This window comes from Lysinibacillus sp. YS11, assembly GCF_002896375.1.
GTDB classification, from domain to species: domain Bacteria; phylum Bacillota; class Bacilli; order Bacillales_A; family Planococcaceae; genus Lysinibacillus; species Lysinibacillus capsici.
On the sequence record NZ_CP026007.1, the window covers coordinates 4,263,584 to 4,282,862 of the forward strand.

Annotated in this window: 23 protein-coding genes and 1 pseudogene; 12 read left to right on the forward strand and 12 right to left on the reverse strand. The window is 36.1% G+C overall.

All coding sequences use genetic code 11. The annotated features are described in order from the left end of the window. The first annotated feature begins 32 nt into the window (after positions 1-32). A complete protein-coding gene (locus LBYS11_RS21350; protein ID WP_103118937.1) occupies positions 33-827 on the forward strand; it encodes a sulfite exporter TauE/SafE family protein in 795 nt (264 codons plus the stop codon). On the opposite strand, the gene LBYS11_RS21355 is transcribed toward LBYS11_RS21350, so the two are convergent. Genes LBYS11_RS21355 through LBYS11_RS21365 form a run of 3 tightly spaced genes read right to left on the reverse strand, consistent with a single transcriptional unit; the run spans position 824 to position 3,092 of the window. Then, positions 824-1,189: a YybH family protein gene (locus LBYS11_RS21355; RefSeq protein WP_066037968.1), complete on the reverse strand. Its 366-nt coding sequence runs from the start codon at positions 1,187-1,189 to the stop codon at positions 824-826. The genes LBYS11_RS21350 and LBYS11_RS21355 overlap by 4 nt on opposite strands. Before the next feature lie 54 nt (positions 1,190-1,243). Next, complete coding sequence (locus LBYS11_RS21360) at positions 1,244-2,137, reverse strand: DMT family transporter (RefSeq protein ID WP_233732225.1); 894 nt, start codon at positions 2,135-2,137, stop codon at positions 1,244-1,246. A 4-nt stretch (positions 2,138-2,141) separates the two neighbouring features. Further along, positions 2,142-3,092, reverse strand: coding sequence for a proline dehydrogenase family protein (locus tag LBYS11_RS21365; protein WP_103118939.1), 951 nt, complete (start codon positions 3,090-3,092; stop codon positions 2,142-2,144). 113 nt (positions 3,093-3,205) lie between these two features. Between LBYS11_RS21365 and LBYS11_RS21370 the strand changes: the two genes are divergently transcribed. Then, a complete protein-coding gene (locus tag LBYS11_RS21370) occupies positions 3,206-4,597 on the forward strand; it encodes a MocR-like pyridoxine biosynthesis transcription factor PdxR (RefSeq protein ID WP_103118940.1) in 1,392 nt (463 codons plus the stop codon). Between the two features lie 4 nt (positions 4,598-4,601). After that, positions 4,602-5,093, forward strand: a complete 492-nt coding sequence (locus LBYS11_RS21375) for an SRPBCC family protein (RefSeq protein ID WP_233732232.1) — start codon at positions 4,602-4,604, stop codon at positions 5,091-5,093. A gap of 44 nt (positions 5,094-5,137) precedes the next feature. Here the strand turns inward: LBYS11_RS21375 and LBYS11_RS21380 are convergent, their stop codons facing one another. From LBYS11_RS21380 to LBYS11_RS21390, 3 genes and pseudogenes are all read right to left on the reverse strand, one after another. After that, entirely contained in the window at positions 5,138-5,902 is a 765-nt protein-coding gene (locus LBYS11_RS21380; RefSeq protein WP_233732233.1) for a hypothetical protein, read from the reverse strand. Between the two features lie 70 nt (positions 5,903-5,972). Next, a pseudogene (abc-f, locus tag LBYS11_RS21385) lies at positions 5,973-7,603 on the reverse strand (ribosomal protection-like ABC-F family protein). Between the two features lie 330 nt (positions 7,604-7,933). Next, positions 7,934-8,299, reverse strand: coding sequence for a hypothetical protein (locus LBYS11_RS21390; protein ID WP_054549664.1), 366 nt, complete (start codon positions 8,297-8,299; stop codon positions 7,934-7,936). A 132-nt stretch (positions 8,300-8,431) separates the two neighbouring features. Here LBYS11_RS21390 and LBYS11_RS21395 point away from each other — a divergent pair, with 132 nt between their 5' ends. From LBYS11_RS21395 to LBYS11_RS21405, 3 genes are all read left to right on the forward strand, one after another. Then, complete coding sequence (locus tag LBYS11_RS21395; protein ID WP_103118942.1) at positions 8,432-9,322, forward strand: endo alpha-1,4 polygalactosaminidase; 891 nt, start codon at positions 8,432-8,434, stop codon at positions 9,320-9,322. A 71-nt stretch (positions 9,323-9,393) separates the two neighbouring features. Beyond that, positions 9,394-9,876, forward strand: coding sequence for a DUF2243 domain-containing protein (locus LBYS11_RS21400; protein ID WP_199768281.1), 483 nt, complete (start codon positions 9,394-9,396; stop codon positions 9,874-9,876). Between the two features lie 13 nt (positions 9,877-9,889). Continuing rightward, complete coding sequence (locus tag LBYS11_RS21405) at positions 9,890-10,690, forward strand: cytochrome c oxidase assembly protein (RefSeq protein WP_066037963.1); 801 nt, start codon at positions 9,890-9,892, stop codon at positions 10,688-10,690. Between the two features lie 14 nt (positions 10,691-10,704). On the opposite strand, the gene LBYS11_RS21410 is transcribed toward LBYS11_RS21405, so the two are convergent. Further along, complete coding sequence (locus LBYS11_RS21410; protein ID WP_103118944.1) at positions 10,705-11,214, reverse strand: DNA-deoxyinosine glycosylase; 510 nt, start codon at positions 11,212-11,214, stop codon at positions 10,705-10,707. A gap of 134 nt (positions 11,215-11,348) precedes the next feature. Continuing rightward, positions 11,349-12,026, reverse strand: coding sequence for a DUF2268 domain-containing putative Zn-dependent protease (locus tag LBYS11_RS21415; RefSeq protein ID WP_233732234.1), 678 nt, complete (start codon positions 12,024-12,026; stop codon positions 11,349-11,351). A 105-nt stretch (positions 12,027-12,131) separates the two neighbouring features. Between LBYS11_RS21415 and LBYS11_RS21420 the strand changes: the two genes are divergently transcribed. Continuing rightward, a complete protein-coding gene (locus LBYS11_RS21420) occupies positions 12,132-12,392 on the forward strand; it encodes a hypothetical protein (RefSeq protein ID WP_004231722.1) in 261 nt (86 codons plus the stop codon). A 65-nt stretch (positions 12,393-12,457) separates the two neighbouring features. On the opposite strand, the gene LBYS11_RS21425 is transcribed toward LBYS11_RS21420, so the two are convergent. Then, on the reverse strand, positions 12,458-13,192 hold the full coding sequence (locus tag LBYS11_RS21425; protein WP_053075725.1) for a polysaccharide deacetylase family protein: 735 nt from the start codon (positions 13,190-13,192) through the stop codon (positions 12,458-12,460). Between the two features lie 271 nt (positions 13,193-13,463). Between LBYS11_RS21425 and LBYS11_RS24055 the strand changes: the two genes are divergently transcribed. From LBYS11_RS24055 to LBYS11_RS21440, 4 genes are all read left to right on the forward strand, one after another. After that, positions 13,464-13,586: a hypothetical protein gene (locus LBYS11_RS24055; protein ID WP_004231718.1), complete on the forward strand. Its 123-nt coding sequence runs from the start codon at positions 13,464-13,466 to the stop codon at positions 13,584-13,586. A 184-nt stretch (positions 13,587-13,770) separates the two neighbouring features. Further along, positions 13,771-14,073: a YunC family protein gene (locus tag LBYS11_RS21430; RefSeq protein ID WP_004231716.1), complete on the forward strand. Its 303-nt coding sequence runs from the start codon at positions 13,771-13,773 to the stop codon at positions 14,071-14,073. 105 nt (positions 14,074-14,178) lie between these two features. Continuing rightward, positions 14,179-14,805, forward strand: coding sequence for a DUF2238 domain-containing protein (locus LBYS11_RS21435; protein WP_103118945.1), 627 nt, complete (start codon positions 14,179-14,181; stop codon positions 14,803-14,805). A 47-nt stretch (positions 14,806-14,852) separates the two neighbouring features. Next, positions 14,853-15,497, forward strand: a complete 645-nt coding sequence (locus tag LBYS11_RS21440) for an SIMPL domain-containing protein (protein WP_048394056.1) — start codon at positions 14,853-14,855, stop codon at positions 15,495-15,497. A gap of 42 nt (positions 15,498-15,539) precedes the next feature. Here the strand turns inward: LBYS11_RS21440 and LBYS11_RS21445 are convergent, their stop codons facing one another. The 3 genes from LBYS11_RS21445 to LBYS11_RS21455 form a co-directional block, all read right to left on the reverse strand. Beyond that, entirely contained in the window at positions 15,540-16,187 is a 648-nt protein-coding gene (locus LBYS11_RS21445; RefSeq protein ID WP_103118946.1) for a uridine kinase family protein, read from the reverse strand. Positions 16,188-16,247: 60 nt separating this feature from the next. Continuing rightward, positions 16,248-16,805, reverse strand: coding sequence for a histidine phosphatase family protein (locus LBYS11_RS21450; RefSeq protein ID WP_054549671.1), 558 nt, complete (start codon positions 16,803-16,805; stop codon positions 16,248-16,250). Between the two features lie 85 nt (positions 16,806-16,890). Then, positions 16,891-17,808: a DMT family transporter gene (locus LBYS11_RS21455; protein ID WP_103118947.1), complete on the reverse strand. Its 918-nt coding sequence runs from the start codon at positions 17,806-17,808 to the stop codon at positions 16,891-16,893. Between the two features lie 118 nt (positions 17,809-17,926). Here LBYS11_RS21455 and LBYS11_RS21460 point away from each other — a divergent pair, with 118 nt between their 5' ends. Then, positions 17,927-19,264: an aminotransferase-like domain-containing protein gene (locus tag LBYS11_RS21460; RefSeq protein WP_103118948.1), complete on the forward strand. Its 1,338-nt coding sequence runs from the start codon at positions 17,927-17,929 to the stop codon at positions 19,262-19,264. The last annotated feature ends 15 nt before the right edge of the window (positions 19,265-19,279 follow it).

The window sequence follows — 19,279 nt, forward strand, 5'->3', positions numbered from 1 at the left end:
CCCTAAAGCTAATAAAAGAAAGGGAGAAGCTTATGAATAAAATGATCATGCTGTTGTTATTTGTACTACTTAGCTTAGTTGGACTTTTCTATACAAACATTTCTTTAACACTCGTATGTATCGGGATGGTAGCTGCTTTTATCGGTACACTTGCAGGGGGTGGTGGACTAATTACACTTCCTGCCATGATGCTTGTCGGTATCCCTATTCAAACAAGTATTGCCACAAACAAATTTTCGACAGGCATTTCATCTTTATCCAGTATTTTTTTTCTACTCTATCAGAAGGAGCTACATCTCACATCTATCATCAAATATATAGCTCTTGCTATTGTTGGGGGGATTTGCGGCTCACTTTTAGCGGTTTCGCTGTCTGAGCAAACTATGAACTATATGGCCTGTGTACTACTTCTTTTGGCTTTAGTCGTAACTTTGAAAAATAAGGCGTTGACGGAAGTTCCTGATTCGCTAGAACATCAAGCACCTCATTTTTGGCAACCATTTTTCATCGCTATGTATGATGGTGGTTTCGGCCCTGGCTCTTCGACATTTAGCATCTTACACTATCTACGTACTCATCATACTTACATAAAGGCTGTACAGCTCACTCGAGTACTCCTCTTCGGGAGCTGTACAGGAGCATTTATTGTATTTTATCACACTGGCTTTATTCAATGGCACTATGCAATTGCTATGGCAATTGGCTCCATTATAGGCTCCCAATTAGGTCTTATAGTGCTCCCATACATTCCATTAAAAATAGCCAAAACACTACTAACATTGATTATTATATTGTTGCTTGTTCAAGTTACATTGAAAATAATTTAATGACCACTACTCAAATGCTCATGAATTACCTTCCATTGATCGTTAACTAATGTAAAAATATTAGTTGCTCTACCGCTACCTGATACAAATTTTTCGTTATGATAGCCTTCATAGTGATATGTATAAAGACAGGTAGCCGTCGTTTCATCAACGGTTAACCATTTTACATCAGTAGCTGAATAAACCTCTTCTTTAATGACATTCCATGCATGCTTGAAATAAGCCTCAATCTCCTCTGTTGTTGTGCATGTTTTATCAGAGAACCAATAAATTGCTTGTGGATGCAAAATAGCCTTTACTTGATTAAAATCATGGGTATTTGTTGCTTGGATATAATGTTCCAATGCTTGTTGATGTGTCATCTTCACCCCTCCTTTTTTCACAAAATTATCCGATAATTAACTTTTTATAAATCACTAGTTCTCTATCCCTTTCTGCTTTGACAGTAAATAGATGGCAGCTATAATTAAGAAAAAACCACAGACCTGAAGATTAGTTATTTTTTCATCCAATAGAATAGAAGATAAAATCATACTACTAATTGGCAATAAGCTAGTAAGTACACCTGCCCAAGATGCTGAAATTACTGCAAGACCCTGTTGCATCAAAAGAAACGCTATGACGGTTACAACAATGCCGAAATACAATACTAATCCCCACTCTGCAGCTGATATTTCTTTAAATTCAAAATATCTGCTTTCAGCTACAGCAAATGGGAAAAATAATATGACGCCAAATAAGCTAACCATAGTTGAGACTGTAAGAGCACTCATACGATAAGAAATTAACTTACCAATGATGATAAATAAAGATTCACAGAATACTGCACCTAAAATGAATAGATTGCCTAATAATGAAGTTGAATAATGGTTAGTAGTAGAATGGTTAGCAATGTTCATAAGGATAGCTCCCACTACGGCAAGAAGTATGCTAATACCCATATTCCTCGTTAATTTCTCCTTCAAAATAAAATAGGATAGGAATGCCGTGCAGACTGGCAGAGTACCAGTAATAATACCAGCTTCCATAGCAGTCGTTTTTGAAAGACCATGGAGCATTAATAGATTAAATAAAAACACCCCTAATAACGCTTGTAAAAAAATCGCTACTAACTCTTTTCTGTTTAATGTTGAAAATCCCTCTATCTTTATCCACAAAGGAATCAAAATAATTGCAGCCACAAGAAATCTTAGTTCATTAGCTAAGAAAATTGGAAAACTTTGAACAACCAATTTGCCCGCAACAACTGAACTACCAACGATACTCATCGCCACAATAACTTTCCCACTACTCCAGATCCACCTATTCATTTTTCTATACTACTCGTTCCATGGATTCATTAATAATATCGGTTACTGCTAAATATAGGTTTTCAGGGTGTTCAGCAATTCGGTGGCAAAGATATAAGTACCACTCATTTCCATACGTTAAATATACTCTACAACGATAATCTTTCCTTCTTAATTCATTGAGTAATGTAGGGCGTACACCATAAAGCATCTCAACTTCAACATTTGGGTTCTCAAGATATTGACGTCGCTCTATCTCTTGAATAAGCATTTCATCATGTGTAGCGATTGATAACGGATGATTTGCATTTACTAACTGATCAACATAATCAAGATAATGCTTATTCAGTTCTTCTGATCTGATCATGGCTATATCGACAGACTCTTGAAAAGCCCCTTTAACAAGTCTTATTTTCCCTGGATATTGCATAAGTTCTTGTAAATCTAACTTTGTACGATAAAGATGCACTTGCAATGTAATTCCAACATTTGTATACTCCGTTGCTATTTTTTTGTAAAGAGTAATAATATCATTAGTCTTAGAGGATTCTTCCATACTTATCATCAAAGTTATTCCATACTGCTGAGCTTTTTGTGTAAGCTCTTCAAGATGCTTATAAGCTATCTCAGCATTAATAGAAAGACCTATATGAGATAAATCGAAAGATACTGTTTGCTTTAAAGATAAAATCCCCATTTCCTCAATTACTTGTAAAAGCTCATCCTTTGCTCTTTGACAATCCCTTAAATTGGTTGTATTTTCCCCAATATATTCAATGGAGATATTATAATTGTCATTAAGATAATTACGTGCAGCAGCGATGGCATCCTCTCTTTTTTCTCCTGTTACATACCTTTTTGCTGCTTTCCATAATAATGGGTAGAGCTCTATTGATTGCTGCACCGCATATTTCAAGCGCTCGTCTCGTGCCGCGGCTTTTAAGGCCTGAATCACTAATTCTTCTGTTTTCTTCATATTTATTCCCCCTCTTCGGTATTGGTAAGTACTTTATCATGATAAAATTGGTAACTGTAGAACCACTTTAAAGTGATTTTAAAGGTACCACTTTCAAATCGGAGGTATGTAAAATGTTATGGATACCTATAGATCGAGCATTAGATATTCCTTTAAATCGTCAAATCTATCAGCAAATACGGGAAAAAATTTTAAGTGGACAACTTCAGGCAGGTGAAAAATTAGTATCAACACGAGAGCTTTCAGTAGAATTAAAAGTATCAAGAAATGTCATATTAGAAGCTTATGATCAGTTACTTGCCGAAGGATTTTTAATTGCACGAAGAGGAGCTGGTACATTTGTTGCAGAAGGCACATTGTTACCACAACAGACCAAACCTCTTATTACAAATAAAGCAGGAGATCCAATAGTAGGGAAAGAGGTTGTAAACTTACGCTCGGGTATTCCAGCACTCGACTTGTTTCCTCGTAAAACTTGGGCGAGGATAAGTCACCAGCTATGGCACGATAGTGAGTCCTCCATATTAGGATACGGGGTTCCAGAGGGGCGCATAGAATTAAGGCATACTCTTGCCCACTACTTATTAAGGACAAGGGGCGTTGAATGTCATCCAGAGCAAATTATTATTACATCTGGTGCGACACAGGCAATGATGCTTGTGTCGAGATTATTGCTGTCATCTAATGATATTGCTATTATGGAAGATCCTATAACTAATGATATTCAAACTATCTTTAAAGCTTCTGGTGCTACCATTTATCCGGTACCAGTAGATGAATTCGGGATGAAAACAAGCCTATTACCAGATAATATAGATCCTAAACTTGTCTTTCTAACTCCCTCTCATCAATTTCCTTTAGGAAGTACCTTACCTATTCAGCGTAGAATTCAATTAATTGAGTATGCTAGAAAGAAACATTGCTTTTTAATAGAAGATGATTATGATAGTGAGTTTCGCTACGAAGGGCCACCTGTTAGCTCTTTACAGGGCCTAGATCCAGAGCTAGTTCTCTACATCGGTTCTTTTAGTAAAATTCTCTCTCCCGCATTAAGAATAGGATACATTATCCTTCCAACACAGCTTACTGAAAAATGTCGTCAATTAAAATGGTTTACGGACTTACATACACCTTCCTTAGACCAGCTTATCCTTTCTCGCTTTATACAGGAGGGCTATATGGAAAGACATATCACAAAAATGAAGAAGTTCTATAAAAGCCAACGTGATTTTCTGATTCAATGTTTACAATCCACTTTTTCACATAACATAAAAATATTTGGCTATTCTACAGGTATGCACTTAGTTGCAGAATTTGAGAAGATTGATTTTACACGAAACTTATTAGTGAAAATAGAACAATTTGGTGTAAAGGTTTACCCAGTAGAGGATCATACAATTCAAAAGGGAAAATATAATAACAGATTGATTATTGGCTATGGTCATTTACAAAAGCATGAAATTGAACTAGGCATCACTAGACTTTTTCAAGCAATTTATCATTAGGAGGATGTCTGTGCTAGCTACTATTGAAAAACAATCAAATTACCATATTGCTACATTCAAACGGCCATTACTATATTCAATAGATGCCGTTTGGGCCGCTATGACTAACAATGAAAACCTACAAAAATGGATGAGTAATTTAGAAATCATTGAGCTACGTAAGAACGGGAAAATACATTTTAATATGAATGATGGAACAGGTAATTTTGAGGAAATAACCATCACAGATTATGTTGAGAAAGAAGTATTAGAATTTGGTTGGGGAACAGATACGGTGAGATTTGAATTATTTTCTACTGAAAAGGGTTCTTTATTGGTATTAGTGAAGACACTTCAAAATCTGACAGAGCATACACCGAAGGATTTAGCAGGATGGCATATTTGTCTTGATATGTTAAAAGATCTACTAAATGGCGTTGACCATCAATATTTCCCAATGGATGAATGGCAGCAAAGATTCAGCGAATACCAAAAAATGCTGAATAGTATAAAGTAAAATAATACAAAAAATCCTAGAGCATCATTACTCTAGGATTTCTATTATTGATAAAAGGCTGTAGCAATTGCTAGTGCTTTTAAAGGATCTTTGATTGAATCCAGTGTGTAAACAAGCTTTTCATCCTGCCACACAATTAAATTACCTGATTGATATACATCTAGCTGAGCCATGCCATATTGCCTTGGAATAGGTAGCATGTGGTTTTCTAAATACGCTACTGCCTGCTTAGCAAGTTTGACACCTGCATCAGGATTATCAGTTCGTGTATGAGTGGCAATTGCCCATCGCCCTTCGTTCCAACCAGTCCATAATGAACCAGCGCCTGCATCTTGATAACCTTTTATATTGTAACCAAGATCAACCTCTTGCCCGCCATTTTGATTAAAATTATCAAATGCTATCTGTGTGCTTGCACCTTCCACACTTTTATATTTCTTGACCAGCAATCTTCCAATAACAGTCGCTGATTTCTTTAATCGAATATCGTTAATTGGCATATTCTCTTTGCTCTCATAAAAAATAACTTCAACCTGGTCGCCCTGTGTTCTTGCTGTAGCTGATAAAAATGCACCCTCTGCAATAGGTAACGTTGTTGGCATTTTTATTGGAACATTGAAATGTATCTGCTCCTTTATTTGTTGAAGAGCTTCAGTTGCTTGAACCGCATCAATTTGATCATTATTAGACAGTGCTACAGATGTACTTGTTTCAATCTCATGTTCTTGTGCATTCTTATTTCGTTCAGCACAAGCACTTAAGCTACAAATGCTTAACAATAAAAAGAGAAATACTACCTTTTTCAACATGTTAACCCCCATTTAAGAAATGCCTTCTCTCCATATTTTCCCCTGAAAAAGGTTAACTTAAACGCTTCAGCTATTGAAGTTCATTGATGCGCTTCGTCAGCTCATTAAACTTCTGATCAAGCATTGTGTAGTCCTTATCTTTTACTGTTAGAAAGCTCAGTTTGCCTAAAATCTCTTGCCTTTCCGTTTCAAGCTTTAAACGGTGAGCCGCTGTATCATCCACTTTATTCGGTGTGACTTCTGTCCACTTTTCTTGATGTGCTGACCGTGAAGCTCCCAAACACTGTTCGTGACTTTTTCTAGAAAGTATCGATCATGTGAAACGACAAGCAATGTTCCATTATATTGAGTAAGAGTATGCTCTAACTGCTCACGAGAAGGTAGATCAAGATGGTTTGTCGGCTCATCTAAAATAAGAACATTTTTATCCTCTAAAATATAAGCCATCAGCTTACACTTTACGCGTTCTCCCATACTCATTTTGCCTATGGGAGATGTCCAATGTGTCAGTGTAAACCCTAAATTCTTCATCAAGTTGCGCACTTTAGCACGCTCTTCAAATGTCTCTTGATAAAAATATTGCTCTGGTGTCTGATCAAGTGGTAAATCAAATACTTCCTGTGTCAGATAACCAATGTTTGCAGCTGGTGATACCCATACTTCACCCTCAGCTTCTAGCTTGCCTAAAAGAACTTTTAAAAAGCTTGTTTTCCCACTTCCATTCTTTCCTGTGATAGCTATCTTATCTCCAAATTGAGCCGTAATATTCACATCGTTAAATAGTATGCGTTCACCAAATTTTAAAGATAAATGTTTGATTTCCAGTAAGCGCTTGCCAACTCGTTGATTCGTGCCTAAAGAAAAACGAATCTCTGCTTCTGGCTCCACTGCTTCCACTCTTGACTTCGCAAGTTCAGCCTCTAATCGCTTTTTCTTAGATTTCACCTGAGAATCTAAACGCTTTGCTTTCACACGATGGTACTCCTTAAAACCTTCCAGTTTTGTTGACTGGGCGTGGCCCTTTTGTGACCAACACGTCAGTTCCGACATTTGAGCCTCAATTCGTTCAATGTTTTTTTGCTGCTTCTCGTAGGCACGTTGTTGTGTTAATCGTCGGTGTTCCCTATCAGCCATGTAGCTTGTATAATTGCCATCATGTTCAATCAGGCTTTTTTCCTCAATAGACCAGATTTTTGTGGCAACCTTATCTAAAAAATAGCGATCATGTGATACCACGATGATTGTCCCCTTATAGTTTTGTACTTGTCTGATGAGGAATGCGGTACTTCGTTCATCTAAATGATTCGTTGGTTCATCAAGTAATAAAATTTGAGCATTCTGGGAAAAACCTTCTGCAAGACGCATTTTCAGCTTTTCACCCCCACTTAACGCTGCAAATGACACATTAGATACCTGCCACTTAGCCAGCAGATCAGCTTCTCTTGCGGATACTTCTAGTTTGTCAAAATGAGCTAGCTCCTGTTCAACAAATGTAATTTTTAAAGCCTGTGCTCCCTGAATTACTCCCATAGTTGGTGATAATGTACCTTGAATCAATTGTAATAATGTCGATTTCCCAGCACCATTCCTCCCTATAATGCCGATGACTTCGCCTTTTTTTACTGTGCCTGTCACATGCTCAAATAACAACATATCCTTTATTTCATAACGTACATCCTGTAATTTTAAAAGTTCCTTCATACTATCCATCCTCTCAGTTGGAGGGACAAAAAAATCCCTCCAATTCATTTGGAAGGATTAGTCGCTACAATATCATACACAAATAAGCTCCAAAATTATTGTGAAAACAAGCTTTGGAGTAGCTAAATATCGGCAGTGGTTTGCGAATATAAAGCAATTATTATGAAAAATGGGCAGACTAATCCTATTTTTGTTGTTCGTGAAATATAAAATTTCCTATACAAAAATTAAGATTAGTTATTCATTAGCCACCCATCTTCCCTTCATTCATCGTTATCGTCATTGTAACATCATTTTTTTAAAAATAAAACTCCATACCTTGAGCTAAGTCTATCTAAAACATTCATAGGAACGAATTTGGTTTCTAGAAATGGTACGGAAATACCAGCCATATCTTCGACTCCATCTAAAGCCAGCAATGATTTCCCTTCCTACAGCTGTTGGGAAAAACCAAAAACTTCTACCACTATTCATCCAAATATACGTATTTCTAAATAAACAGGAGCGTATACCACTAGAACCTTCTCGCCAAGCAGGAATTGGTGGTGAAAAACCTGGTGGTGTGCTCATTGGCATTTGTCCTGCGGGAGGGGGGCCGAAATGAGTTGGCCCAAATGACGTTGTTTCAAAATCATTATAACCTCCCCAACCACCAGGTCTTCTAAAATTATCTTCTCTAAATGGATTATTATACACACAAACCCTCCTTTTACATTATTCAATATATGTAAAAGGGCGATTCACCGTTGAGCCATTGCCCATTTACCAAAGGTAACCTAGTTCCTATTATTGTATAATGGAAGGAAAATCCTTCAAAAAGGAGTACTTATGAAAAAATTATTGATACTCTTATTAGCCCTGCTTATCGCAGGTAGTATGTGGATGCTGCTTGCTAAAAATTCAGTCTCTTATTCCATAAATATCCAATCAAAGCTTGCTGATGTGAAAGATTACACATACTACTTAGATAAAGGCAACGATGCCATTGGCAAGAGCATGACGAAGTTAGATTTAGTGATTGTAGAACCTCTTGAAATGCAGCAAAAGTATATCGTCAATGCTCAAAAAAGCGGTACTTTAGTGTACGGCTATATTAATGTGATGGAAGCAGACAAATGGAATACAGCACTCTATCAACAATTGAAGGAAGAAGATTTTTATCGAGACAAACAGGGTGAAAGAATATATTTTGCCAAATGGGATTCTTTTTTAATGGATTTGACTTCTACGCACTATCAAGACATTTTGCTAGCAGAAATAGAGCAACAAATTGTTCAGAAAGGCTTAGACGGTGTGTTTTTAGATACGGTTGGTAATATCAATTCCTATTTACCTGAAGATGAACAAAAGTGGCAAAATGAAGCCATGTTATCTTTTATCCAACAAATCAAAAAACGACATCCAAATATATCTGTTGCTCAAAATTGGGGATTTCAAACACTCGCCGATTATACAGCACCGTATATTGATTTTATTATGTGGGAGGATTTTTCGTATCCTGTGGTAGGAAAAGATAAATGGTCACTCGATATGATGCAACAGCTTGTCCACATACGCAATAAATTTGGTACACAGGTGATGGCAATTGGTTTTGAAGAAGAATCAAAAAGCCGTGCATTAGCTGAGAAGCATCATTTCAAATTCTTTTACAGTCCTGCTGGTTCTTACTATAATAGCTGGCAATCATCCTTACTTCCCTCTGACAAACGACTGTTTTGAGGGATATTTGTTTAAGAGCTCATCTCAGGGGTAGACTAAAAGAAAATCAGCTTGAGGTGATAGGATTGGATATGACCAATATGTATGAAGAACAAAAACATAAGCATGAAAATCGCTTTCAATATAAGCAGCGTAACATGTGGACTGGGATTTTATTTGGGCTTGGGGTTGTGGCATTTATAGATGAGGTGATTTTTCACCAATTATTACACTGGCATCATTTCTATGATAAGTCTACAGCAGCTATTGGACTAGTTTCAGATGGTTTATTTCATGCATTCAGCTTTTTTGCTACGATTGGATCTGCTTTTTTATTGGCTGATCTACATAGAAAACATGGGTTTTGGCTAAAAAGATGGCTAGGCGGTATTTTTCTTGGAGCAGGCTCATTTCAGCTTTACGATGGAATTATACAACATAAATTCATGAAACTTCACCAAATTCGTTACAATGTTGAAATACTTCCCTATGATATCGTTTGGAACATATTGGCGGCGCTATTAATAATTATCGGTATTGTCTTACTGCTCCAAACAAATCAAAAAGATCAATAGGAGGTGGCGCATCTTGCATTCTCACGATGTTCATGCTCAAAACTTTCCTATTATGGTTCAGCTTCTACTGGCCTTGCCATTTGTTCTAGCTCTTATAGGCTATATCCTCGCTGTTATTATTTCGAATCAACATAAAAAACAATGGCCTCATTTCCGTACTATCTGTTGGATTGTTGGAAATGTCTGTGCTCTGATTACATTAATCGGCCCATTGGCTGCTCTTAGTCATATTCATTTTGACGCACATATGATAGGACATTTATTGCTTGGCATGCTGGCACCATTACTTATGGCTTTAGCAGCACCAATGACTCTGCTGTTAAGAACCTTACCAGTAAACAGGGCACGTATTCTCTCTCGACTACTAAAAAATCCGTATGTTCGTTTTATTCGTCATCCAATTATTGCATCTATTCTAAATGTAGGAGGCCTATGGTTACTCTATACAACCTCACTTTTCAATTTGATGCATGAACATATACTATTGTATGTATTCATTCATCTCCATATTTTTCTAGCGGGTTATTTGTTTACTATTGCCTTTATTTATATTGATCCTACTCCACATTCATACTCTTATGTTTTTCGATCCCTTACATTAGTAGTAGCATTGGCTGCCCATGCCATATTGGCAAAATTTATTTTTGCAAATCCGCCTCATCATGTACCATCCACTGAGGCAGAACTAGGTGCTAAGATCATGTACTACGGTGGAGATGCTATTGAAATCCTTCTTGTGTATATTCTCTTTTATCAATGGTTTAAAAGCACAAGGAATAGTATTCACCCCAAAGCAGCTACTTCATCACGCTAATCTCGCCCTGTTGATTAGGTTAAATAGGATTGGATAATCTGCCAGTCCTCTAGCTTTTCAGTGAACGTTTTAATATTTTTCCCTGGTATTGGACTTGTTGATGGCATTTTTTTATAGGCTCGTCCTTCTAGAAGCCCTAAGCCAATATGCTTTTTAAAAACCTCAAATGCTTTCGCTCCATTAAAAAGCACTAATTGAATATTAGGGTATTGTTCAAAAAGGGTTTGAAAATCATTGGGCTTTTCATTGCGTATCGCTGCATCTAAACTTCCTTCACGTTCACAAGTTGCAATCGTGTCCCAAAGACCGATTGCATTGTTTTTTAATAAGGCTATTCTCTCTGTATAATCATTTGGAATCGCTATCTGTAATAACTCACCCATAATAGGCCAAAAGTGATTGCGTGGATTGCCATAGTACTGCTGTTTCTCTAACGATTGTTTTCCTGGCATGGATCCAACAATGAGCACCCTTGTTGATGAGTCTACAATTGGTAATAATATATTTTTTAAATCATTGGACACAACAATCACTCCTTTTCTCTATTGTAACGGAAAATTTGAACCAGTAAGTAAATCTTGGCTTGAAATGAACAAGGGATGTTGGCATGAATGGTTCATTTTATACGACTTCACAATTTTGTAGCCTATACAGTAGCCTATCCAAGGTGGAAGGGCCCCCCGTATAGAAATGGATGATGTTGTTTGATTCCTTGGAGTTGTAAATTCGGTAAAAAATGATGCTCCCATAAAGCTAAAAGTTCTTTTTCTGAGTAGGATTGTAACCAGGGAGCAATCCACCTTTCTCCGTATAAATCTTTCACCGCATCTTCTGCTAAGCCTTCTAAAATGAGAGAATCCAATAAAGTCATATCATCTAAATTTTTTTTTAATATGTGTATACGACAAACATGGTTATATTCATGAGCAAATAATGCTTGAAGCTCCTGCTTTTCTAAATCACCCACAAATAAAAAAAGCGAATGAGGATAAGCGACACCATTTTTATTGGTTATCGTTTGCTGCTGAGTAATGGGGAAAATATAAATTGGTATTGATGGGCCTTTCCATTTCCTCTGTAAGTATAGGAACTCCTGCTGTACACTGGCCCATACTTTTTGCTTCTTTAATTTTTCAACATCGACTTCCTCATGAGGTAAAAAAAGACCCTGTTGCTGTAATGTATAGTGAATTTCTTCTGGAAGCCCATCTCGAAATAGTTTGACTAATCGACCGCAAAGAATCGAGCATTGTAAGCTTGTTCGCTCATCCTTTCTAGTTGATTTTCTAGCACTTACAAATTCATCTAACCACTTATCCGTTGACACAACTGCCATATTATCACCTCTTCACAGCATATGTCTTGAATAGACAATCGGCTAGTGATAAATGCATCAAATCGCATATATTAGCTTGTAATGACAATGAAAGGAGGGATATGTGTGAATCCAGCTGATGCTTATAGTCTTTGCTGTAAATATCATGGTAAACGTGTTCGAATCTCGGATTCATCTGGTAAAGTACATGTTGGAGAAATCACAAGGGTAGATAGAAGACAGGTATGGATTCTACCTGATAGAAGATATAGTGGTTATGGTTTAGGGTTTTGGGGATTTGGAGGGTATGGAGGAGAAGGTTTTGGCTATGGAATTGCTCTAGGAACAATTTTAGGTATTGCGCTAGCTCCAATTATTTTCTTCTAATTCAAACCTTTTATTTAAGTGAAAAAGAAGCCATTTCAAACATTGTTGAGATGGCTCATTTTTCATTATTGAACTTGCTCTTGTTGCTGTTTGCTTTCAATCAGCTCGGATATTGTAACAAATGTGTAGCCTTGCTTTTTTAATGCAGGTAGTATTTCTTCTAGTGCTTGAATTGTTTGTGTACGGTTCCCGCCACCATCATGAAATAAAATGACATCTCCAGGCCTTGTTCCCTTCATTACCTTTTGCACAATTTTTCTTACACCAGGCTCTTTCCAATCTTGCGTATCCTGATGCCAGGACCACATTACTACCTTATAGCCGTCCTTAACAGCAGCATTAATCATAGCATCCGTGTAATTTCCACCAACGGGACGGAATAAAACTGGGGAAAAACCAGTAATACTATAAATCGTGTCATTTGTCTTTTGAAGCTCCTCTTGCAATTTTTTGATGGAAACTTTAAATGGATGTGTATACGTATGATTTGCTAATTCATGGCCTTCTGTATAAGAACGTAAAACAAGCTCTGGATATTTTTCTGCATTTTTTCCAATAATAAAAAAGGTGGCTTTTGCATCATATTTTGCTAATAAATCTAGCACAGCAGCTGTGTATTTAGGATGTGGACCATCATCAAAGGTGAGTGCAACAATTTTATCCTCTGTTTTGATATCCCAAACAACTTCACCTGTCTCCTCATAATAAGGACGACCTCTATCTGCGTAGCCTTCCTGCACTAAAAATCCCGAGATGATTAAAAAGAAAACCATAAAAATGAATACGTAATTACGTGTCATAGCATCACCTCCCAAGTCCGAAATCACAGAACTCCGTCAACTTACTATTTACGAATTACCCGGAAATATACTTGTGAAGGATTGTCTGTTTTCTCCTTTTAATTATTTCAAAAAAATTTTAAACGTTCTTTATAATTTTGAACAATATGTGAAAATCTTTGAATAGTACTTTATTTTTTTATTTATTGATGTAAAATTAAATCAAATCTGATATATAACAGTTATTATAAATATATAAATGTTATGCAACACAATAAAGGGGATGACATATATGTGGATTATTACAGTATTTGAAGAAAACACTTATCGCATGTTTGAGTATAGTTCTAAACGTGAGGCAACAAATGCATTACATAAATTTAAAGAAACTGCTTTGCTTTCTTATACAAGATAATAAAGGATAAAAGGAATCTATTCATTTGAGTAGATTCCTTTTTGTTATAAAGTACCTCCGATGCTTCCCCTCTAATTCCTTTCATCCTTATACATCTAGCAACATATTTAGTTTTTTTTTCATGAAAATGTCGAACACCTTGCTAGCCTTCACCATATGTATATAGAGAAAAGGAGTGATTTCAATGGTGACAATTGAACCTATTATGATTAAAGGGCATTTCTTCACTGCAGTAGTTGTTCAATTACCTAAAACAACATTACTAACGATTTCTAATGATACAGGCTACATTATGTGTGGTGCTTTAGATGTCGGCCTATTAAATAGTCGCTTAGTTGATCGAAAAATTATTGCTGGTCGTGCAGTAGGCGTGAAAACAATTGACGAGCTATTAACAGCTCCATTAGAATCTGTAACATATGAAGCAGAACAGCTTGGTATTACAGAAGGAATGACTGGTGTAGAGGCACTTTTAAAAATGATCTAATTGGCTAAAAAAGCGTCAACTAGACGCTTTTCTTTTTTGTTTGCTAACTATTTGAATAAGCAATTTCCCCATTTCCCATACTGTTGGACAAAGGGAGTTGTTAGTATGAATAGTAGGCAACATGTTAAAATACACGCCACATTACTTATTATTGTTTTAATTGTTTTCATCTGGTCTGTTATAAAGCCGTCCTCCTATTTAGATTGGCTAGCTGAAGTTAGTCCTGGAATTGTGGCAATAACAGTCGTTGTTTGCATTTATCATAAATTTCGCTTTACCACATTTTCTTATTTTATTATCGCTCTCTTGTCGATCCTGACATTTATAGGTGGGCATTATACCTATTCGGAAGTCCCTTTTTTTAATTGGATAAAAGATGAATTTCATTTACAACGTAATCACTATGATAGGTTTGGTCATTTTTTAAAAGGTTTATTAGCCATCGTAATAAGGGAAATACTAATCAGGAAAACACCACTTACAAAAGGAGCTTGGCTTACAGGTATTACGATCAGTATTCTGCTCGCAATTGCTGCTTTTTATGAAATCATTGAATGGTTAAGCACAAGAATCTCGAAGGGAAGTAAAGGAGCAAAGGATTTTTTAGGCATGCAGGGAGATAAATGGGATGCACAATGGGACATGTTTTTAGCCTTGCTGGGAGCTATTTTAGCTTTACTTCTATTCACAAAGCTCCATGACAAATTTTTAAAAAGAATAAACAAATCATAAATATTTTTGCATAGCATGATTATATAACCTATGAAAGGTGGTATTAGATGTACTATGCACAGGTCAATCAACAAACACATCATCCATCACGTACTATGATTGTAATCGGCTATGGACAGGTAATGGCTACACCAAGCTCTGTACAATTACAAATTGAAGTCCAAACACAGGGCAACCATGTACAAGGTCCTCAACAGGAAAATGCGGCAATCATGAATGAAGTTATGCAATCACTTATCGCACTTGGTATTCCAAGAGAACAAATTCAAACTGCTAGTTATACAATCACACCACTATATAATTTCGAAGATGGCAAACAAATTTTTAATGGCTATGAAGTAGTCAACGCCATTTCCGTCAACGTTTCGGATACCAATGATTTGGGCTTAATCATTGATACGGCTGTAGAAAATGGGGCAAATCGAATAACCAATATTCAGTTCAAAATGGACCATACCGATGCTTACTATCAGCAAGCATTAAGTTTAGCGCTACAGAATGCTCAATTGAAGGCGAAAACAATAGCAGAAACTATGCACCTGCCTTTGCAGCCACTCCCTGTAGAGATTGTGGAAGAGCAGGCTAACACACCTATCCTTTATCGCTCTATGGCTGTATCCTCGGGAATCACGCCTATAGAACAGGGACAAATTGCTATTGATGCTACTGTTCGTGTGAAATTTCAATACTAAAGTTAGGAGCCTTCCGCTACTCAAAGTGCAGAAGGCCCTCATTTATTTTACAAGTGTATTTTTTTCAATAAGGATTTCATCATCCTGAGTTTTAATAACCATATCAAAATGTTGGCAATGTGGATGCATAAATAATTCATATTGAATACGTCGCTCATCATGTGATTGTTTTAAATAATTTATATCTGTCCCTCTTTCAAGCACATCACGATCTGATCTTCTTTTAAGTTCTGTAGCCCCATCCGTATAAAAATAAATCTTTAAATCGAATAACTGCGGATCTATAAATGCTACACACATTCCTTCTACTATCGTGATCTGTTTTTTTGAAGAAATTAATGCACTTTTCATATAATGTGTATCGATTGTCATTAAATCGAGTCCTGCTCTTATCATCTGAACATCTCGCTCCAATGATGGTAGATGATGAGCAGCGGGATGACAAGCCGTCATTTTAAAACGATGATGCTCATTTTGATATGTATATTCAAGTATTGATTGTTTGCGAATATCCGAATCCACAATATACGGATCAGTATTTAAATAATTCACTTCATCTTGATCTAAAGCATGTATAAGTTTTTTGGCAAATGTCGTTTTTCCAGCAGCTCCATGACCAGAAATGCCGATTATGATTTTTTTATCAGCTTGTTTAACCCATCTTAAAATTTCTTTTAATATCGTCTCCATCATACTCTCCTTCACTATAAAAGGTATGGCAAGAAACAATTCCTACCATACCACTTAATATTAGCCTTCATTATACGGGGAATCCCATATTCGCTCTATCATTACTCCATTATGCTTAGGGCTTAGTAGAAAAACATCTGGGTTGCTTAAATTTTTCCAACAGTGAAAATCAACATCCTTATCATAATACTTCAATAGCAAAGAGATGATATTGCCATGACTCACAATTAATGTATTATCAACATCCTGAGCAAATGCATCTTTTACAAGGTCTACAATTCGATGCATCGCTTCATTACTGGATTCTCCACCATCATATTTTAAATCCATATCAACAAATGTCGCCTGTAATTTTTCGTACCAATCTGGAAAATCTCTAGTACTTAAAAGCCACTCCGAAAGACGTTCATCAATTTCAATCTTCATACTTTCTCTGCTACTTAATGGTTCAATGGATTGGATTGCTCTTAAGAAAGGGCTAGATACAATTCGATCAATTTTTAGATTCTTGAAAAATTCAGCTAAACTATTTGCTTGCTCTATTCCCTTCTGCGTTAAGGGTGCATCTAGTGATTGTCCTTGTGCTAGACAATGTCTAATAACATAAATTTTCCCCATAAAAACCTCCTAATTTAGAAAGTCATTTATAAACGATTATTATACCCCGTTTACTAAATAGCTCAGATTTAAATGTTCCTATTCATTATCTCACTTGTTCTACATTTTTCCGCCCAAAATAATTCGTCCCTATCACACCAATAATAATCATGATGCCACCAATAAGATGATATAGATGGAAATCTTCCTGTAAAAATAAGACCCCTGCCAAAATAGTAATAAGTGTTGCAAAATTGCTAAAGACACTCATTTTAGATGCTTCCAATTTAGATAAAGCATAATTAGATAAATAGGATGTACCAAGTGAAGATAGTATACCTAAATATAAAATAGCGAAGACAAAATGAGCATGTGTTAATGGCTTAAAAAATTCATTGAGTGTTCCATTCATCATATGACTTCCAAGAGCCATTCCATTAAAAATAACAAATCCACACAATGTCATGACATATGTTAATGCTAGTAAAGAATATTTCTTGGTAAGCCCTCTAGCAAAAATATTATAAAGTGATGTCGCAATCGCTGATAGTAAAATAAATCCACTTCCTATGACATTTCCTATAGTAGTATTTGCTCCATTCATCATTAACAGATAGATGACACCAAGTACGGACAAACTTACAGATACAAGTTGACCCCGAGTAGCTTTTTCCTTTAACAATAAACCTGCCAATGCTAATGTAAAAATAGGAATTGTCGCTTGAATAATTCCCGCCTCTGATGAGGAAATTTTAGCAAGTCCAAGCACTTGAAACGTAAAAAAAGCAATTGGATACAAGATGGCTAACGGTAATATTTTTAGTAGGTCCTGCATGTTCATTATTAGCTTATTTTTTGTCATTACCATGATTATAACAATACCGATGAATGCAAAAGTAAAACGATGTGCAAGTATATCAATAGGACTTGCTACAGTCAACGTAACTTTCACAAACATAAATGAGAGCCCAATGACAAATGCATAAATTATTGCTGCTATATAGGCATTTCTATTTTCTGACATAGGATCGTACTCCTTCTTTAAACATTCCGGCCGGTATAGTTATCGTATTAAATAGAGAACTTATTGACGATATAAAAAAAACACATCTGTACCGATACAGATGTGCTGGAGGTTATGTATGCTTAAATACGAATGGATTTATTCTCAGCTCCTGACTCAGATCCAAACAGGCTCACTTCAAGCAGGGGCAAAACTCCCCTCGATTCGCCAGTTATCACAGCAATTTTCCTGTAGTAAGAGTACGATTTTAGCATCTTTAAAAAAACTGGAGGATCAGCATCTTATCTATTCAATGCTTAAAAGTGGCTACTATGTTGTTGATCATCAACTGCCCATACAACCAAAAATGAAAAATTACATAGATTTTGCTACATCTTCGCCCAATTGGCATGCATTCCCTTATCAAGATTTTCAGCATTGTATTAATAAGGCCATCGACACATACCAAGCAGATTTATTTAGATATGGGACACCAAAAGGCCTACCGTCATTAATAGCGGAAGCAAAAAAACTATTAACAAGCTATCAACTGTTTACAAAGGAAGAAAATATTTTCATTACTTCAGGTGTCCAACAATCTCTATCCTTGCTAAGTATAATGCCCTTTCCAAATGGTCGCTCAACGATCTTAGTGGAACAACCTAGCTATCATTTGTATATGGATTATTTAAAAACCTATGAACTTCCGGCAATGGGCATCAAAAGAACAACGGATGGCATTGATTTAGATGAACTAGAAAACATTTTTAGTAAACACGACATAAAGTTTTTTTATACGATGCCACGTCTGCACAACCCTCTAGGAACTTCCTATAGTAAAAAAGAAAAGGATTCAATACGAAAACTTGCCTATAAATATAATGTGTATATAGTTGAAGATGATTATTTAGCGGATTTTGAGCAAAATACAAAAATAGATCCCCTATTTACGGAGGATACACAGGATCGGGTTATTTATTTAAAAAGCTTTTCTAAAATTATGTTTCCTGGCTTACGTATCGGACTTGCCGTATTACCAAATGTTTTGATTAATACCTTTCAACAGTATAAAAATACCACTGATATTGATAGCTCCATGATCTCCCAAGCTGCATTAGAGCTCTACTTGAAAAGTGGTATGTTTGAACGTTATCAGAAGAAAGTCAGTGAAGCTTATGCAAGCCGAGCAAATCAACTTCAACAATCTATAGCAACTCATCTGGCAGACTATCAATCCTCTAAGGAAATCTGTATGCATAGCCATATCATTCTACCGAGACAGGTGAATACTTCTAAGATTATTGATCATTTGGCACAACAAAATATTTTGTTAGATCCTATTAAACGCAATTATTTAGATGCATTTTATCGGGAACGTATTATCAAACTAAATGTATCGAATATAGACGAATCCAAGATTGATGTTGGCATAAGGGAAATTGCGCTAGCCCTTCATAACATGAGCAATTATTTCTAAAGCACATTATTCATG